Source organism: Pantoea sp. 1.19 (assembly GCF_001922585.1).
In the GTDB taxonomy this organism is placed as follows: domain Bacteria; phylum Pseudomonadota; class Gammaproteobacteria; order Enterobacterales; family Enterobacteriaceae; genus 1-19.
Window position 1 is genome coordinate 200,267 of sequence record NZ_MRBS01000001.1, and the last position, 13,027, is coordinate 213,293.

At 52.9% G+C, this 13,027-nt stretch carries 16 protein-coding genes, 2 tRNA genes and 1 pseudogene; 18 read left to right on the top strand and 1 reads right to left on the bottom strand.

Features of this window, described 5'->3' with window-relative positions:
- Window positions 1-168 precede the first annotated feature (168 nt).
- Both BS626_RS01100 and BS626_RS01105 read left to right on the top strand, forming a co-directional pair.
- A tRNA-Arg gene (locus BS626_RS01100) sits at window positions 169-245 on the top strand.
- A 51-nt stretch (window positions 246-296) separates the two neighbouring features.
- Window positions 297-560 carry a hypothetical protein gene (locus tag BS626_RS01105; RefSeq protein ID WP_075180565.1) on the top strand — a complete coding sequence of 88 codons (264 nt, stop codon included), beginning with the start codon at window positions 297-299 and terminating at the stop codon, window positions 558-560.
- Window positions 561-1,033: 473 nt separating this feature from the next.
- Here BS626_RS01105 and BS626_RS18525 read toward each other — a convergent pair whose 3' ends face one another.
- A complete protein-coding gene (locus BS626_RS18525) occupies window positions 1,034-1,210 on the bottom strand; it encodes a hypothetical protein (protein ID WP_170870418.1) in 177 nt (58 codons plus the stop codon).
- 109 nt (window positions 1,211-1,319) lie between these two features.
- On the opposite strand from BS626_RS18525, the gene BS626_RS01115 reads away from it, so the two are divergent.
- From BS626_RS01115 to BS626_RS01185, 16 genes and pseudogenes are all read left to right on the top strand, one after another.
- A tRNA-Met gene (locus BS626_RS01115) sits at window positions 1,320-1,396 on the top strand.
- Between the two features lie 154 nt (window positions 1,397-1,550).
- Window positions 1,551-1,787 (top strand): phage holin, encoded by a 237-nt coding sequence (locus BS626_RS01120; protein ID WP_075181099.1) that lies wholly within the window; start codon window positions 1,551-1,553, stop codon window positions 1,785-1,787.
- Between the two features lie 2 nt (window positions 1,788-1,789).
- On the top strand, window positions 1,790-2,275 hold the full coding sequence (locus BS626_RS01125; RefSeq protein WP_075180567.1) for a lysozyme: 486 nt from the start codon (window positions 1,790-1,792) through the stop codon (window positions 2,273-2,275).
- The gene (locus BS626_RS01130) at window positions 2,272-2,748 is read left to right on the top strand and encodes a lysis protein (protein WP_075180568.1); all 477 of its coding nucleotides are present in this window, start codon (window positions 2,272-2,274) and stop codon (window positions 2,746-2,748) included. Before BS626_RS01125 ends, BS626_RS01130 begins: the two co-directional genes overlap by 4 nt.
- A 57-nt stretch (window positions 2,749-2,805) precedes the next feature.
- Complete coding sequence (locus BS626_RS01135) at window positions 2,806-3,189, top strand: hypothetical protein (protein WP_075180569.1); 384 nt, start codon at window positions 2,806-2,808, stop codon at window positions 3,187-3,189.
- A 190-nt stretch (window positions 3,190-3,379) separates the two neighbouring features.
- Window positions 3,380-3,895 (top strand): KilA-N domain-containing protein, encoded by a 516-nt coding sequence (locus BS626_RS01140; protein WP_075180570.1) that lies wholly within the window; start codon window positions 3,380-3,382, stop codon window positions 3,893-3,895.
- A complete protein-coding gene (locus tag BS626_RS01145) occupies window positions 3,895-4,299 on the top strand; it encodes a hypothetical protein (RefSeq protein ID WP_075180571.1) in 405 nt (134 codons plus the stop codon). The genes BS626_RS01140 and BS626_RS01145 overlap by 1 nt, the downstream gene beginning before the upstream one ends.
- A gap of 406 nt (window positions 4,300-4,705) precedes the next feature.
- Window positions 4,706-5,434 (top strand): KilA-N domain-containing protein, encoded by a 729-nt coding sequence (locus tag BS626_RS01150; RefSeq protein WP_075180572.1) that lies wholly within the window; start codon window positions 4,706-4,708, stop codon window positions 5,432-5,434.
- A 143-nt stretch (window positions 5,435-5,577) separates the two neighbouring features.
- The gene (locus BS626_RS01155) at window positions 5,578-6,090 is read left to right on the top strand and encodes a terminase small subunit (protein WP_075180573.1); all 513 of its coding nucleotides are present in this window, start codon (window positions 5,578-5,580) and stop codon (window positions 6,088-6,090) included.
- Window positions 6,091-6,092: 2 nt separating this feature from the next.
- The gene (locus tag BS626_RS01160; RefSeq protein ID WP_075180574.1) at window positions 6,093-7,580 is read left to right on the top strand and encodes a terminase; all 1,488 of its coding nucleotides are present in this window, start codon (window positions 6,093-6,095) and stop codon (window positions 7,578-7,580) included.
- Entirely contained in the window at window positions 7,580-8,998 is a 1,419-nt protein-coding gene (locus BS626_RS01165; RefSeq protein WP_075180575.1) for a DUF4055 domain-containing protein, read from the top strand. The genes BS626_RS01160 and BS626_RS01165 overlap by 1 nt, the downstream gene beginning before the upstream one ends.
- Window positions 8,970-10,043, top strand: a pseudogene (locus tag BS626_RS18060) (hypothetical protein); the annotation flags it as partial. The gene BS626_RS01165 and the pseudogene BS626_RS18060, both read left to right, overlap by 29 nt.
- 659 nt (window positions 10,044-10,702) lie before the next feature.
- Window positions 10,703-10,891, top strand: a complete 189-nt coding sequence (locus BS626_RS18215) for a hypothetical protein (protein ID WP_139308735.1) — start codon at window positions 10,703-10,705, stop codon at window positions 10,889-10,891.
- A gap of 81 nt (window positions 10,892-10,972) precedes the next feature.
- Window positions 10,973-11,746: a hypothetical protein gene (locus BS626_RS01175; RefSeq protein ID WP_075180577.1), complete on the top strand. Its 774-nt coding sequence runs from the start codon at window positions 10,973-10,975 to the stop codon at window positions 11,744-11,746.
- Between the two features lie 14 nt (window positions 11,747-11,760).
- On the top strand, window positions 11,761-12,714 hold the full coding sequence (locus BS626_RS01180; protein WP_075180578.1) for a major capsid protein: 954 nt from the start codon (window positions 11,761-11,763) through the stop codon (window positions 12,712-12,714).
- On the top strand, window positions 12,714-12,995 hold the full coding sequence (locus BS626_RS01185) for an Ig-like domain-containing protein (protein ID WP_075180579.1): 282 nt from the start codon (window positions 12,714-12,716) through the stop codon (window positions 12,993-12,995). Before BS626_RS01180 ends, BS626_RS01185 begins: the two co-directional genes overlap by 1 nt.
- The last annotated feature ends 32 nt before the right edge of the window (window positions 12,996-13,027 follow it).

The window sequence follows — 13,027 nt, forward strand, 5'->3', positions numbered from 1 at the left end:
AAGTAAACGGCGGATATAAGCCCATTGGCATTCAGCTGAAGCATCACCGTAAGAAGCCCTAGCGTAACTGCTGGGGCTTTTTTATTTGTGCCATATTGTCGTTTTCGACGAAATGGTAACGCAAGCCGATGAGCGGTCATGAGGAACTGCGGCCCCGGCAAACAATAAGCAGCATTGGCTCAATCGGATAGAGCAGCGGAGTTCTAATCCGCCGGTTACTGGTTCGAGTCCAGTATGCTGCACCAATTTCAAAGTTCGCCACAGGGCGGCCTTTTTTATTCATAGGAGCATAGTCAATGCTGGCATCAATTAAGGCCGACACCAGCGGCATTGAGAGAAAACTGCAGGCATTACTTGAAGTGCTTCCCGAACATATTCCTGACCAGTTCGGCAGCATGTTGTCTGACCTGGTCGACAATATCATTCTTGTGAATGGTACGCCCGCAGTTGTTGCAGGTGGTTCCTTCGATATCGTTTGTGTCTGTGATTTCAGTGGGACCGCTTACGACGAGGTCATGGCCGCAGCCAGGGCATTTAAAGCTGACAGTGTCGCTCATTAAATACTCCATATCTGTAAGGTTATTTTTGGCGATTTAACGATAACAGAAATGGATATGACCAGCCAGAAGCTATCTGGCGCCAATTTTAAGGCTCACTTCGGTGGGCCTTTTTTCATATCTGCACAACAGATAAGCCTCCTGACGTGTAATTGCCTGGCAATGAACGCGTGTTGTGAAACAGGGGGCTTTTCGTTGTGGTGAATGTACCGATGGCGTCGTTACGCGATAGCCGTGAATGCCGGATAGGGGCGACGGTCACCGCAAACCAACATGCCGCAGGCTTAAGTGGTAATTAGAAATTTAATTTTGCGGTTTTTTCAAAAGAAACAATTCCCAAATTGCGGGATGCATTTTCCTGTCTCCAGCTTCCCAGAACTGCCAGCTGCGTAACGTGCTGTGTACCAGCTTAGCGCATTGGGACTGAGTAAGGCGAGCCGCAGATCTTGCGGCTCTTATTTCTTCAGGTGATGGGGTTACCACGCTACCACCCATTCGCCATCGTTTTTTTCAAAAACAAACATTTCAGCGGCATCTTCGCCATATTCGCTGTTCAGCCAGTTTGCGCATTCAACCGCCTCTTGCTGAGTGGCAAAGGTTTCATCGTTGTATGCTGTGATAGTTTTGGTTGGGCTTCCGATGATAACGCTCATTTTTATCTCCTTGCTAAGGCGGTGTTGCCTTTCGATGGGTAAATAATACGAACAATGTGCGTATTGATCAAGTAACATTTTTACCTGATAGCACAAATTGCAAACACGCGCTCGCATAGCTTAACTGGTTAAAGCGCCCGGCTCATAACCGGCGGAGTGCAGGTTCAAGCCCTGCTGTGAGCACCAAAAACAAAACCCGCACAGTGGCGGGTTTTTTCATGTCTGTTTCAGGTGTTTTCTTTTCAGTCGCGTGGAAAGATTAACCGGACTCGCTCAGTAAATGATCCAGACAATTCCCAATTTGAACGAGTCCCCTGACGGGGGTGGAAACGTGAAAACTATGCCTGACAAAATCGCATCGGCAGCCAGCTATTGCGTATCCGGCACATTAGTCTGTGGAGGTAGCGTGTCACAGTGGCTGCATGACCTCGACTGGAACCTGGTTGCAGTGATAAGCGGTATCGTGATTGGTATCGCGACATTTATGGTTAATCTGTATTTCAAGCACAGGCAGACCAAAGCATACGAGCAGGCCCTTCAGCGCGGATACACGCCGGCGCCACCACAGGAGCAGTGAAAATGGCCGTATCATCGTCCCTGCGGAAAAAGCTGATCGCTGCCGCTGGTGGCGGTGCGATCGCAATAGCTGCTGTGCTCATTCCGCCATTTGAGGGTGTCGAGCACAAACCATATCAGGATGTCGTCGGTGTCTGGTCGGTTTGTTATGGGCACACAGGGAAGGACATCATCAAAAGCAAAACCTACACCGAACCCGAGTGTCAGGCATTGCTGAATAAAGACCTGCGAACGGTGGCCAATCAGATTGACCCTTTAATTAAGCGTCCGATCCCCGATACCACGCGAGCGGCTCTCTACTCGTTTGCATATAACGTCGGCGCTGGAGCATTCCGCCAGTCAACCCTGCTGAAGAAAATAAACGCAGGCGACACGGCGGGGGCATGTAACGAGCTACGCCGCTGGACCTACGCGGGCGGACAACAGTGGAAAGGGCTGATGAACCGGCGTGAGATTGAGCGTGACGTGTGTCTTTGGGGGCAGCAATGAGCATCACATCGCGGCTGGTGGCCGTGACAGTTATTTTGCTGATGCTGTGCGCTGTCGGCGCTACGCTCGCAGCGCTTCACTACCGTAGCAACGCGATTCAGTACCAGGGCCAACGTGATACTGCGCAAAACAGCCTGGCCGAAGCAACCGCCACTATCACCGACATGCAGACCCGCCAGCGCGATGTTGCAGCGCTCGATGCCAAATACACCGGAGAGATTGCAGATGCGAAAGCAACTATCGAAAAGCTGCGCGATGATGTTTCTGCTGGCAATCGCCGGGTGTACATCAAAGCCAGCTGTCCAGCCAGCTCAGGTGAAGAGACCAGCCCCGGCCGCGTGGGCCATGCTACCACCGCCCGACCTGATGACGGAGTTGAGCAGCATTATTGGCGTCTCAGAGAGCAAATCGGAGTCGTCACAAAGCAAGTGAGTTACCTCCAGCAGTACATCAGAGAGCAGTGCCTGAATTAACCGAGCCTCGCAATAGCGGAGCTTTTTCACACCAAGAAGACGAAGAAGGAAATGACCATGTTCACTGTAAAAAGCATCATTGATGGCGTAACTCATATTGCGGAGCAGGAAAGCATCACCATTGCTCGATCTGGCTCCCCACGCTTTGAAGAAATCCTCCGAATGACCAGCAGCCGTTCCAATCCTGACTTTGTAATCTTCCTCCCACCAGTCTATGAAGACCCGGAGTGCAAGAAAGCATTACAGGAAGAGGAGTTGATTTTCAGTGAGCGTGACGACGTGCTCGACACTGATGCGATTGCGATCCTGATTGAAGATTTCGAAAGCCCTGAACACGCCAGACGAAAAGCATTCAGCGGCCTGCGCTACCAGTTCATCTATCCCGGCGACAACGTGTACGTCATGAACTCTCACGGTTCGACAATCGAAACCGTCAAATAAAGAGCACCAGAATTAAACAGAGCCTGACTTCGGTCGGGCTTTTTTGTACCTGCAGTACCCCTCGCGCATCTCACGCGCAAACCCACGAGAGCTTTTCAGAAAGCGAGCCTGAGAACAGCCGTTAAAGGTGGCGACCTCTCTCGGGCGGCTTTTCTGTGAGACAGGCTCACTTTCTAAAAGGTAAAACGCTATGAAAGAACTAGCAGTGTTCGATACACCAGTACGCATTGATGATGAAAAATTTATTTCAATCACCGATATCTGGAAGGCAGCAAAGGCAGCGGGGAGGAATGTAGATAACCTTCGTCCCACTGACTTTCTTCGAAGCCCTGTAACCCGTTCATTTATCAATGAGTTAGTAAAAGGTGGAGAATCTACACCATTTAGAATCATAAAAGGGCGTAAGGGTGGAACCTATGTCACTCGGTTCCTGGCATATGAGTATGCTGGATATATCGATCCCGCGTTCAAGGTCGGCGTTTATACGGTCCTAGATAAATATTTCTCCGGAGAGATGGTCGTAATTGCCAGCTACATGGCAGAAGCCAATATGGCAGATCACATCTTCAAAGAAGAATCCGCAGTTGTCAGTGATTGTGCAAGAACAATGAATTACTGGGGAGTGGGGGGTAGAAAGCGCCAGTTGGTTAACAACCGACAGGAAGCATACGCCAAGCTGCAAATCAATGTGCCAGGGCTTGAGTGATGGGAAATGTAAAACCTCACGAGTTTTTCGCGTGGCGTGTCGCTGAAGCTTATGTTCTGCATTTGATGACAACCAACCGTCGCCCTGTATATCGGTACTCGTCCGGAGACATTGAAGTTGATCGCCACTTTCTTATGCCGCTATTGGATGGCTATCTGGCCGACAGAAAGCCTGAAGAATGGCGTGCAAAGTTCTATGTTTCGATGCTTCAGAAGCAATCTGAGCCTGACTCAAGATCAGTGTTTACTGGAGGGAAACCACCACTGCTTAATAGGCGCGGGATCAAGTACATGAACGCACTGGTACATGAGTTTGGTGACATGCTTGAGGATATTGGCAGGAGGGATGAGAAGGGACGGCTTACAATGCCACCTGACGATATCTATCCGGCAATGACGCTCTGATTTTGGAGGCTCATCACTGATAGCCACTTTCACAACGGCTTTCATCACAGGGCCCATTTACGAGTGGGCCTGATGATGCCTCCCCCGACTACAGCGGTGCCTGAGGTAAAAAGAGCCACCACACCTGGCGTTGGAGGATGCAAGGATATTGGTGTGGTGGCAAAGCGGTAAGTACAAGGTGAGCTGTCATGCTCAATTAGGATTCTAGGAAAGTTCTTAGAAAATACAAGTTTTATTAAATCCCCGCTGATACGGGGCTTTTTTGTATCTGCATTTCACCGCGCATCTCACGCGCATTTAACTCAGAACCTTTCAGGGTGACCCTTGAGGAATTCGGCTGGCTGTCGGATGCCTTCTGAGGGCCGTACTCCTGTGAGACAAGGTTCACCACTAAAAGGAAATTCCGATGAGCAATATTATTCCGATTCAGTTCGAAGGCCATCCCATGCGATTTAATGAAGATGGATGGTTTGACGCCACAACAGCAGCAGATAAATTTGGGAAAGAACCAGCCCAATGGCTAAGGCTTCCTGAAACCGTTCGCTATCTTCATGCGCTGGAAGTTAGATATGGGAAAATCACATATGTAAAAACCAGCAGAGCTCGTAAGGATCGTGGCGGTGGAACATGGCTTCACCCCAAGCTGGCTGTTCGTTTCGCTCAATGGCTTTCGGTAGACTTTGAAATCTGGTGCGACGAGCAGATAGACGCGATTATCCGTAATGCGGGCTACCAGTCAGATGATGAGCGAATCAAGGCTATCTTTCTTCTAGACAAATCTCAGCCGTGGGAGAAGCGCTTTAGCGAGCCGTTTTATGCTGCGCTCTTTAAGATGTCCGGGTTACCCCGCCATCGCCCCGGCAGGCGTCCGGCATTGTTCGGGATGATAAGCGCCAAGTGGATTTATGGCCCAGTACTGCCACCTGAAGTTTATGCTGAAGTAAAAAGCAGGCTTGCTGCTGGTGACAAGATACACCAGTACCTTAAACCAGACGCATTACGGTTGGTAGAGAACCAGATAATAGCGGTGACCGGAATCGCTAATGGTTGTAGCGACTACCGTGACTTCGAAGCGCGCTGCATGTCAGCATTCACGGTCAAAGGGCAGATGAAGCTACTGTATGCAGCAGCATAGAGAGCCACTTTCACAACGGCTTTTTAGAATATTCTTCCAAGGTTGCTAAATAGTGGCCTTCACAGAATAAACACACTGAATCCTGATGCGGTGTTATCGCAGCATCACGGCAAAACACAAAACCAACCAGCAGGAAATGCTAAATGGCAAAGCTCACCGACAAACAAGAGCTGTTTGCCCGTGAGTATTTGTCAGACCTGAATGCAACTCAGGCAGCCAAGCGAGCGGGATACAGCGACAAAACCGCTTACAGCATTGGACAGGAAAACCTGAAGAAACCTGAAATACAGGATCGCATCGCAGAACTGAAAGCAGAGCGTAACGAGCGCGCGCAGGTTAACGCCGATTACGTCTTGCGCCGCTTGGTAGAGATTGACCAGATGGACGTGCTCGACATCCTCAACGCCAACGGTGAGCTGAAGCCAATCAAAGACTGGCCCAAAGTCTGGCGCACCACGCTGTCAGGTATGGACGTCACTGAGGTGGCAGGTGATGCGGCTGGGCTGCTGAAGAAAATCAAATGGCCGGACAAGGTCAAGAACCTCGAATTGCTTGGTAAGCATGTAACTGTCCAGGCATTCCGCGAGCAGGTAAAAACTGAGCACGATGTGGTAGGTACGCTTTCCGACCTGATGGACGATCTCGCTAAGGGGTGAGAATGAAGCCAGAACACCTCAAGCTTCTGCGGGATAAGCTCTGGCGACTGAATCACCTATACTGGATAACCGACAAAGAAGGCAAGCCAGTACGTTTCCAAATGACGCCTGAGCAGCTTGAATACTTCGAGGGCATGCATACCCGTAACATCATCCTGAAGGCTCGCCAGTTAGGCTTCACCACCGAGGTGTGTATTATCCAGCTGGACGCGGCTTTGTTCGAAGCTGCCAAATGCGCCCTGATTGCTCATACCCTAAATGATGCTAAACGCCTGTTCCGCGAAAAGGTGAAATACGCCTATGACCGGCTGCCGGCAGAAATCAGGGCTGCTAACCCGGCGAGCAATGACTCTGCGGGTGAGCTGGTATTCAAGAAGGGTGGATCACTATACGTCAGTACGTCATTCCGTGGCGGCACGCTGCGTTTCCTGCACGTTTCAGAGTTCGGCAAGATATGCGCTAAGTTTCCCGATAAAGCGCGGGAGATCGTCACTGGTGCGTTTGAGGCGGTATCAAGTGACTGCTTTACCACGATTGAGAGCACGGCTGAAGGTCGTGCTAGTTACTTTTTCGATTACTGCCAGACGGCTGAGAAAGCTCAACTGCAGGGTAAGCAGCTGTCTAACCTCGACTGGAAGTTTTTCTTCTTCTCCTGGTGGAAGAATCCACTTTATGCAATCGACCCGGTAGAGCCACTACCGCAGCGTCTGAGCGATTATTTTGACAATATTGAGGCTAAGCAGGGCATCAGCCTGAACGAGCGTCAGAAGGCTTGGTATTACGCCAAAGAGAAGACGCTCGGCGACGATATGAAGCGCGAGTATCCATCGATACCGGCTGAAGCCTTTGAGCAGTCTGTCGAGGGTGCCTACTACGCTAAGCAGTTCCGCTGGCTCTACACGAATAAGCGTGTTGGTGAGCTGCCTGATAACTCTCATCAGTTGGTTCACACCTTCTGGGATTTAGGCGTAGGTGACTCAACGGCCATCTGGTTCGTGCGTGAGATTGGTGATGAGTTCCACGTTATCGACTACTACGAGAACAGCGGCGAAGGCCTTCGTCACTACATGAAGGTGCTGAAAGACCGCGGCTACGAATATGGCGACCACTGGGCACCGCACGACATCGATAACCGAGAGTTTTCCGGTGATGGCAAAAGCCGTAAACAGATAGCAGCGGAAGGCCTCGAGATAGATGGGCAGGTTTACTCTATCCGTTTCAAAGTCGCGCCAAAGCTCGGTGTTGACACCGGCATCGACTCAGTACGTGAAATCCTCCCCAAATGCGCTTTCGACTCCGCTAAATGTGAGCAGGGTATCTCTCACCTTGAGGGCTACCGCAAGGAGTGGGACGACAAGCGCGGCTGCTGGAAAGACAAGCCGCTGCACGACTTCACATCGCACGGTGCTGATGCGTTCCGATATTTTGCCGTCGTCAAAAAGAATGTACGCAAAGCTGCTTACTCAATCTCAATGGATACCACCTACTGATGGCAAACTACGACATCACTTTTGTGCGGCCGGAACAAAAAGCGGCCTGCGCCAGCTGGAAAAAGCTGCGCGATTTCTGCCGGGGCGCGGATGCCGTAAGGGCTGCCGGGCATGCCTATCTGCCTAAGCTGGACCCCTCCGATACCTCGGAGCGCAACAAACGGCGCAATGATGATTATCTGGCGCGCGCGGTGTTTTATGAAATAACCGGCAACACCAAAATTGGCATGCTGGGCATGGCTTTTCGTAAAGACCCGACTTTCACCGGACCGGATAAACTTACCTACTTGCTGACCAACGCTGACGGTGCTGGCACTAGTATTTACCAGCAGTCGCAGCTGGTGACCGAGAACGTGTTGGAAGTGGCGCGTGATGGCCTCTACGTCGATTTTGCCGAGGATGGCCAGCAGGCGATCATCTTGCGATATCAGGCCGAGCAGATTACAAACTGGCGAACAGAGCGCGTTAACGGGCGCAATCGCTTGGTATTAGTGGTGCTGCGCGAGTGCATCGAAGAGCCGGATGGCTATGGCTTCAAGGAGCTGATTCAGTACCGAGAGCTGGCGCTGGAAGAGGGGCGGTTTAAGTGCCGCGTCTGGCGGCGTAGCGGGGATACGCAAAACGGAACGTTCGAGATCAGCAGCGAGTATGAGCCCAAGCCGAAGGGAGAGAACTTCTGGGATGAAATTCCTTTCACCTTCGTTGGTGCGCAAAATAACGATCCGACAATCGATGAATCTCCGTTGGCGGCACTGACCGAAATTAACCATGGGCACTACCGCAACAGCGCTGACTATGAGGACAGCGTCTGGTTCTGTGGGCAGGTGCAGCCGCACATCTCCGGCCTCGACGAGGGCTGGCGCGATCACCTCGAGAAAACAGGCATAAAGATCGGCTCACGATCGCCACTGCTGTTACCTAAAGAGGGTAATTTTGGTTACGCCCAGGCTCAGCCGAATATGCTGGCGAAAGAGGCTATGGACAGCAAGCGCGATTACATGGTGGCTCTCGGTGCCCGATTGATAGAACAGAATGCGACGGCGAAGACCGCAACCCAGTCGAGCAGCGAACATAGCTCGTCTACCTCGGTTCTGGGTATTTGCGTCTCTAACGTATCAGAGGCCTATAGTCGCGTACTGACCTGGTGCGCCCGCTATATCGGATTAAAGGGCGAAGCAGTGGCTTACACCATCAGCCATGAATTCATCGCACGAGTGGCAGAGTCCGGCATGGTGACCGCTGTCGTTAACGCCTGGCAGTCCGGAGCCATTCGTAGCGCCGATTTAGTCAGAGCTATGCAGAAGCTGGACCTCATAGACCCAGCCGCCGATCCGGAATCGGTTATCGACGAGCTGAATAATTCCACACCCACGCTGATCGGCGGTAGCAATGAACAAGGTAAACAACCGCCTGCGTGATGAGGCTATCGCACATTCGCTGTTTGTCAGCCGCTACGGTACCGGGGCAGCGAGGCGTATGGTGAAAATCCTCAATGACAGCGACGCTGAGCTGTCGGCACGCCTGCTGGTGGCACTGGAAGACCTGCCGCGCGAAAGTTTCACCGTGGCGAGACTGGAGAGTCTGCTGGACAGCGTGCGAAAAGTGAACAGCATAGCGGTTCAGGGCGCGTTCGGCACGCTGGCCGATGAGCTGCTGGCTTTGTCTTCGCATGAGGTGGGTTATCAGTACGATCTGTTCAGTAATTTGCTTCCCGGCCCTGTGCTGCGCCGTTATCCACTGGCGGCAATAACGCCTGATGTGGTCTATGCCACGGCAATGTCTCGTCCTTTTCAGGGGCGGCTACTGAAGGAGTGGGCGGATAATCTCGAGGCCGATCGGCTTGCCCGAGTGATGAACGCGGTGCGCACCGGCTATATGGCTGGCGATAGTACCGAGCAGATCGCCCGCAAGGTGCGTGGTACCGCAGCTGCTAACCGGCAGGATGGCGCGCTGCAGATGAGCCGGGCCAACGCCATGAGCATTACCAAAACGGCGGTGAACCATCTTGCGGCGATTGCGCGTGACAGTTTCGCTGAGGCAAATAGCGATATTCTCGACTGTAAGCAGTGGTTATCCACGCTCGATAATAAGACAACGCCAATCTGCATCATTCGCGACCGGAAAAAATACACGCTGGAAGGAAAGCCCGTGGGGCATAAAATCCCTTATCTACAGGGACCTGGCCGTATCCATTTTTGCTGCCGATCCACTGAAACGCTGGTCACCAAATCGTGGCGCGAGCTGGGGATAGGCAGTGACGAAATGTCGCCTGGCACCCGTGCCAGTATGGATGGACAGGTGCCGGAGGATACTACCTATCTGGAATGGCTCGCTCGTCAGTCTCCGGTGCGGCAGGATCAGGTGCTGGGTACCGAGCGTGGGCGACTTTTCCGCGCCGGTAAGTTGCAGCTGGGGGATATGTTTACCGATAAGGGTGAATGGCTGACGCTGGGCCAGCTTAAAGCATTATCAGAGTCGAAACAGGCCGGGAAATATCCCGGCTTTTCTTTGGCTGACGCGCAATCGGTGGCAGATATTGAGAAAGGGATGCGTGGCATTATTGCCGATGAAATCCGCTTTCCGGAGGGCACTACGCTGGAGTCAGCACGAATCGCCGCCGGCGCAATGCGGGACGTAATTGAACGCTTCGATCTACCGCCGGTGAGTTCGTTTGGTGAGGTGCCGGGGATTAAAGGTTCTGCTGCCGGTGCATATGTTTCTGAAACGAAATCTGTGCATATCACACCTTGGGCACTGAAGCAGGAGGAGTGGCGTAACTTTGCGCTTCAGCAGACGAAATATGATTTTGTTTCGGATTTATCGCTGGATAAGTTGTTCACCATTTCTGATTCTGCAGCTGATGCGGCAGAAAAAATCCAGTTCAATTATGCGGCTGTAGCCAGTATCGCAGGGACTGTAATTCATGAAATGGGACATCATCTTTATTACCAACGGCTGGCAGAGGTCAGAAAAATAACTGCAGAAGCTTATAAGGGCGGGTGGTGGCGTCCGGTCAGTTATTACGCATCTGAGAACGAGAGGGAATTGTTTGCCGAAACTCTTGCGATGTTCATGCTTGGCAGCGAGGATGATCAGACACGTATCGAACCGGAGCTCCTTGCATGGCTGAAGAAGAACTCAAATACCTGAAAATGGCGCATAACCTGTACCACTCAAAACCTCGCCCAGATGATCTTGTTGAGCAACTCGATGAGCTGGCCAGAATGGCCGGTGGAACAACTGTGGAAGCGAGGATGATAGGTTCTCTGGTGAGCGCAGCAACAATGGACGAGGCCAACGGTCACGTCTGACAACGATTTTTAACACAATAAGGCTGCCTATGGGCGGCCTTTTTTTATGGGCAAAGCCCGGCAAATCCCAAGGGGAAACTGATGCTAATTCGTAACATGCTTACTAAATATTACACCGCTGCCGGCGAAGAAGAAGGCGGCGGTGGCGGCGGTGGTCAGCCGGAAATTACACCGGAAATGCAGAAGCTAATTGATGAGCGGGTGGCCTCAGAGGTCACCGGCCTGAAAAACAAAAACGCTGAGCTGCTGGGTACCCTCAAACAACATAAAGAACATCTGTCCCGCTTTGAGGGCATCGATCCTGACGCCGTGCGCAGCATCCTGCAGCGTTTTTCCGACGACGAAGAGGCAAAGCTTATTGCCGCCGGAAAAATTGACGAGGTGCTGGATAAGCGTACTGAGCGTATGCGTTCTGACGTTGATAAGCAGATCAAGGCGGCCAATGAACGCGCCGACAAGGCAGAGGCGTTTTCCAATAAATTTCGGGATCGGGTGCTTGGCGACGCTATCCGTGCAGCAGCGGCAAAAGCCGGTGCGCTGGCGGAGGCCTCCGACGACCTGATCCTGCGCGCCAAAGGCGCATTCCAGCTCAACAACGAAGGCGAGGCCGTAGCGGTTGATGCAAATGGTGATGTTCTGTTCGGCAAAGACGGAAAGACGCCGCTGACCCCTCTGGAGTGGGCCGAGTCGCTCAAGGAGACGGCTCCCCACCTGTTCCCGCGCGCTGAAGGTACCGGCGCAGGCGGGCACAAGCAGGGCGGCGGCAGCCTGAAACGCTCGGAAATGACCTCCACCGATAAAGCAGCCTATATCCGTAAGCACGGCCAGCAGGCTTTCCTCCAGCTTCCTAAATAAAGGATTTAACGACGATGGCAACCACTGTTAACAGTGACCTGAAGATTTACGACGACTTGGCGCAGACCGCGTTTCTCGAGCGCCGCCAGGATAATCTGGAGGTGTTTAACGCCTCCTCTAACGGCGCGATCCTGCTGGATAACGAGCTGATCGAAGGCGATTTTCGCAAGCGCGCATTCTACAAAGTCGGCGGCAGCATTGAGTCGCGCGACGTCAACTCAACCAGCACCATCAGCGGCAAAAAAATCGGTGCCGGTGAGGCGGTATCGGTTAAGGCGCCATGGAAATACGGCCCTTACGAAACCACCGAAGAGGCGTTTAAACGCCGCGGCCGCAGCGTGGATGAGTTCTCAGAAGTGATCGGCGTGGACGTGGCTGATGCTACCCTCGAAGGTTACGTGAAGTACGGCCTGAAAGGGTTGGTGGCGGCGATTGGCGCGAACGACGAAATGGTGGTGAACGCCAATATCGCCACCGACGGTAAGAAAACCCTGACCCGTGGCCTGCGTAAGTACGGCGACAAATTTAACCGCGTGGTGCTGTTCGTCATGCACTCCGCCACCTACTTCGACATCATCGACGAGGCGATCGCCAATAAGATTTACGAAGAGGCTGGCGTGGTGGTGTACGGCGGCCAGCCGGGCACCCTGGGTAAACCGGTGCTGGTCACCGATACCATGGACGTGAACGCGATCCTCGGGCTGGTGACCGGTGCGGTGACCATCACCGAATCGCAGGCTCCGGGCTTCCGCTCCTACGACATCAATACCCAAGAGAACCTCGCGGTGGGCTACCGTGCGGAAGGTACCGTTAACGTTGAGCTGATGGGTTACAGCTGGGACACCTCCAAAGGCGAAAACCCGGACCTGACCAAGATCGGCACCGGTGCCAACTGGAAAAAGCACGTCACCAGCAACAAATCCACGGCTGGCGTGCTGATCAAGCTGGATGCCGCCGCGGGGGAGTAATGCTGTCGGCGGATAAAACCACCGCAACTGCTGACGGCACTGACGCGGTAACCCTGGCGCTGAAATACACCAGAGACGGCGCAGGCGTCGCTGGGGCGAATGTCTTGTGGACGACGACCGGCGGGATCCTTGGTACTAACTCATCCCGTACGGGCTCATCCGGCGGCACGACGGTGAAAATCACCTCGGCCACTGCCGGCACGTTCACGGTCACCGCTTCGGTGGATGGCGTGAGCCAGACGTCGCAGACGATTACCTACACCGCGCCGACAGGTGACTAACCATATGGGGCGTAAGCCCCATCACCCAGGGG

What these genes read in the sequence shown, in the direction of transcription:
- BS626_RS01105 (WP_075180565.1), top strand. Translation starts at nt 297, where the DNA reads ATGCTGGCATCAATTAAGGCCGACACCAGCGGCATTGAGAGAAAACTG.
- BS626_RS18525 (WP_170870418.1), bottom strand. Translation starts at nt 1,210, where the DNA reads ATGAGCGTTATCATCGGAAGCCCAACCAAAACTATCACAGCATACAAC.
- BS626_RS01120 (WP_075181099.1), top strand. Translation starts at nt 1,551, where the DNA reads ATGCCTGACAAAATCGCATCGGCAGCCAGCTATTGCGTATCCGGCACA.
- BS626_RS01125 (WP_075180567.1), top strand. Translation starts at nt 1,790, where the DNA reads ATGGCCGTATCATCGTCCCTGCGGAAAAAGCTGATCGCTGCCGCTGGT.
- BS626_RS01130 (WP_075180568.1), top strand. Translation starts at nt 2,272, where the DNA reads ATGAGCATCACATCGCGGCTGGTGGCCGTGACAGTTATTTTGCTGATG.
- BS626_RS01135 (WP_075180569.1), top strand. Translation starts at nt 2,806, where the DNA reads ATGTTCACTGTAAAAAGCATCATTGATGGCGTAACTCATATTGCGGAG.
- BS626_RS01140 (WP_075180570.1), top strand. Translation starts at nt 3,380, where the DNA reads ATGAAAGAACTAGCAGTGTTCGATACACCAGTACGCATTGATGATGAA.
- BS626_RS01145 (WP_075180571.1), top strand. Translation starts at nt 3,895, where the DNA reads ATGGGAAATGTAAAACCTCACGAGTTTTTCGCGTGGCGTGTCGCTGAA.
- BS626_RS01150 (WP_075180572.1), top strand. Translation starts at nt 4,706, where the DNA reads ATGAGCAATATTATTCCGATTCAGTTCGAAGGCCATCCCATGCGATTT.
- BS626_RS01155 (WP_075180573.1), top strand. Translation starts at nt 5,578, where the DNA reads ATGGCAAAGCTCACCGACAAACAAGAGCTGTTTGCCCGTGAGTATTTG.
- BS626_RS01160 (WP_075180574.1), top strand. Translation starts at nt 6,093, where the DNA reads ATGAAGCCAGAACACCTCAAGCTTCTGCGGGATAAGCTCTGGCGACTG.
- BS626_RS01165 (WP_075180575.1), top strand. Translation starts at nt 7,580, where the DNA reads ATGGCAAACTACGACATCACTTTTGTGCGGCCGGAACAAAAAGCGGCC.
- BS626_RS18215 (WP_139308735.1), top strand. Translation starts at nt 10,703, where the DNA reads ATGGCTGAAGAAGAACTCAAATACCTGAAAATGGCGCATAACCTGTAC.
- BS626_RS01175 (WP_075180577.1), top strand. Translation starts at nt 10,973, where the DNA reads ATGCTAATTCGTAACATGCTTACTAAATATTACACCGCTGCCGGCGAA.
- BS626_RS01180 (WP_075180578.1), top strand. Translation starts at nt 11,761, where the DNA reads ATGGCAACCACTGTTAACAGTGACCTGAAGATTTACGACGACTTGGCG.
- BS626_RS01185 (WP_075180579.1), top strand. Translation starts at nt 12,714, where the DNA reads ATGCTGTCGGCGGATAAAACCACCGCAACTGCTGACGGCACTGACGCG.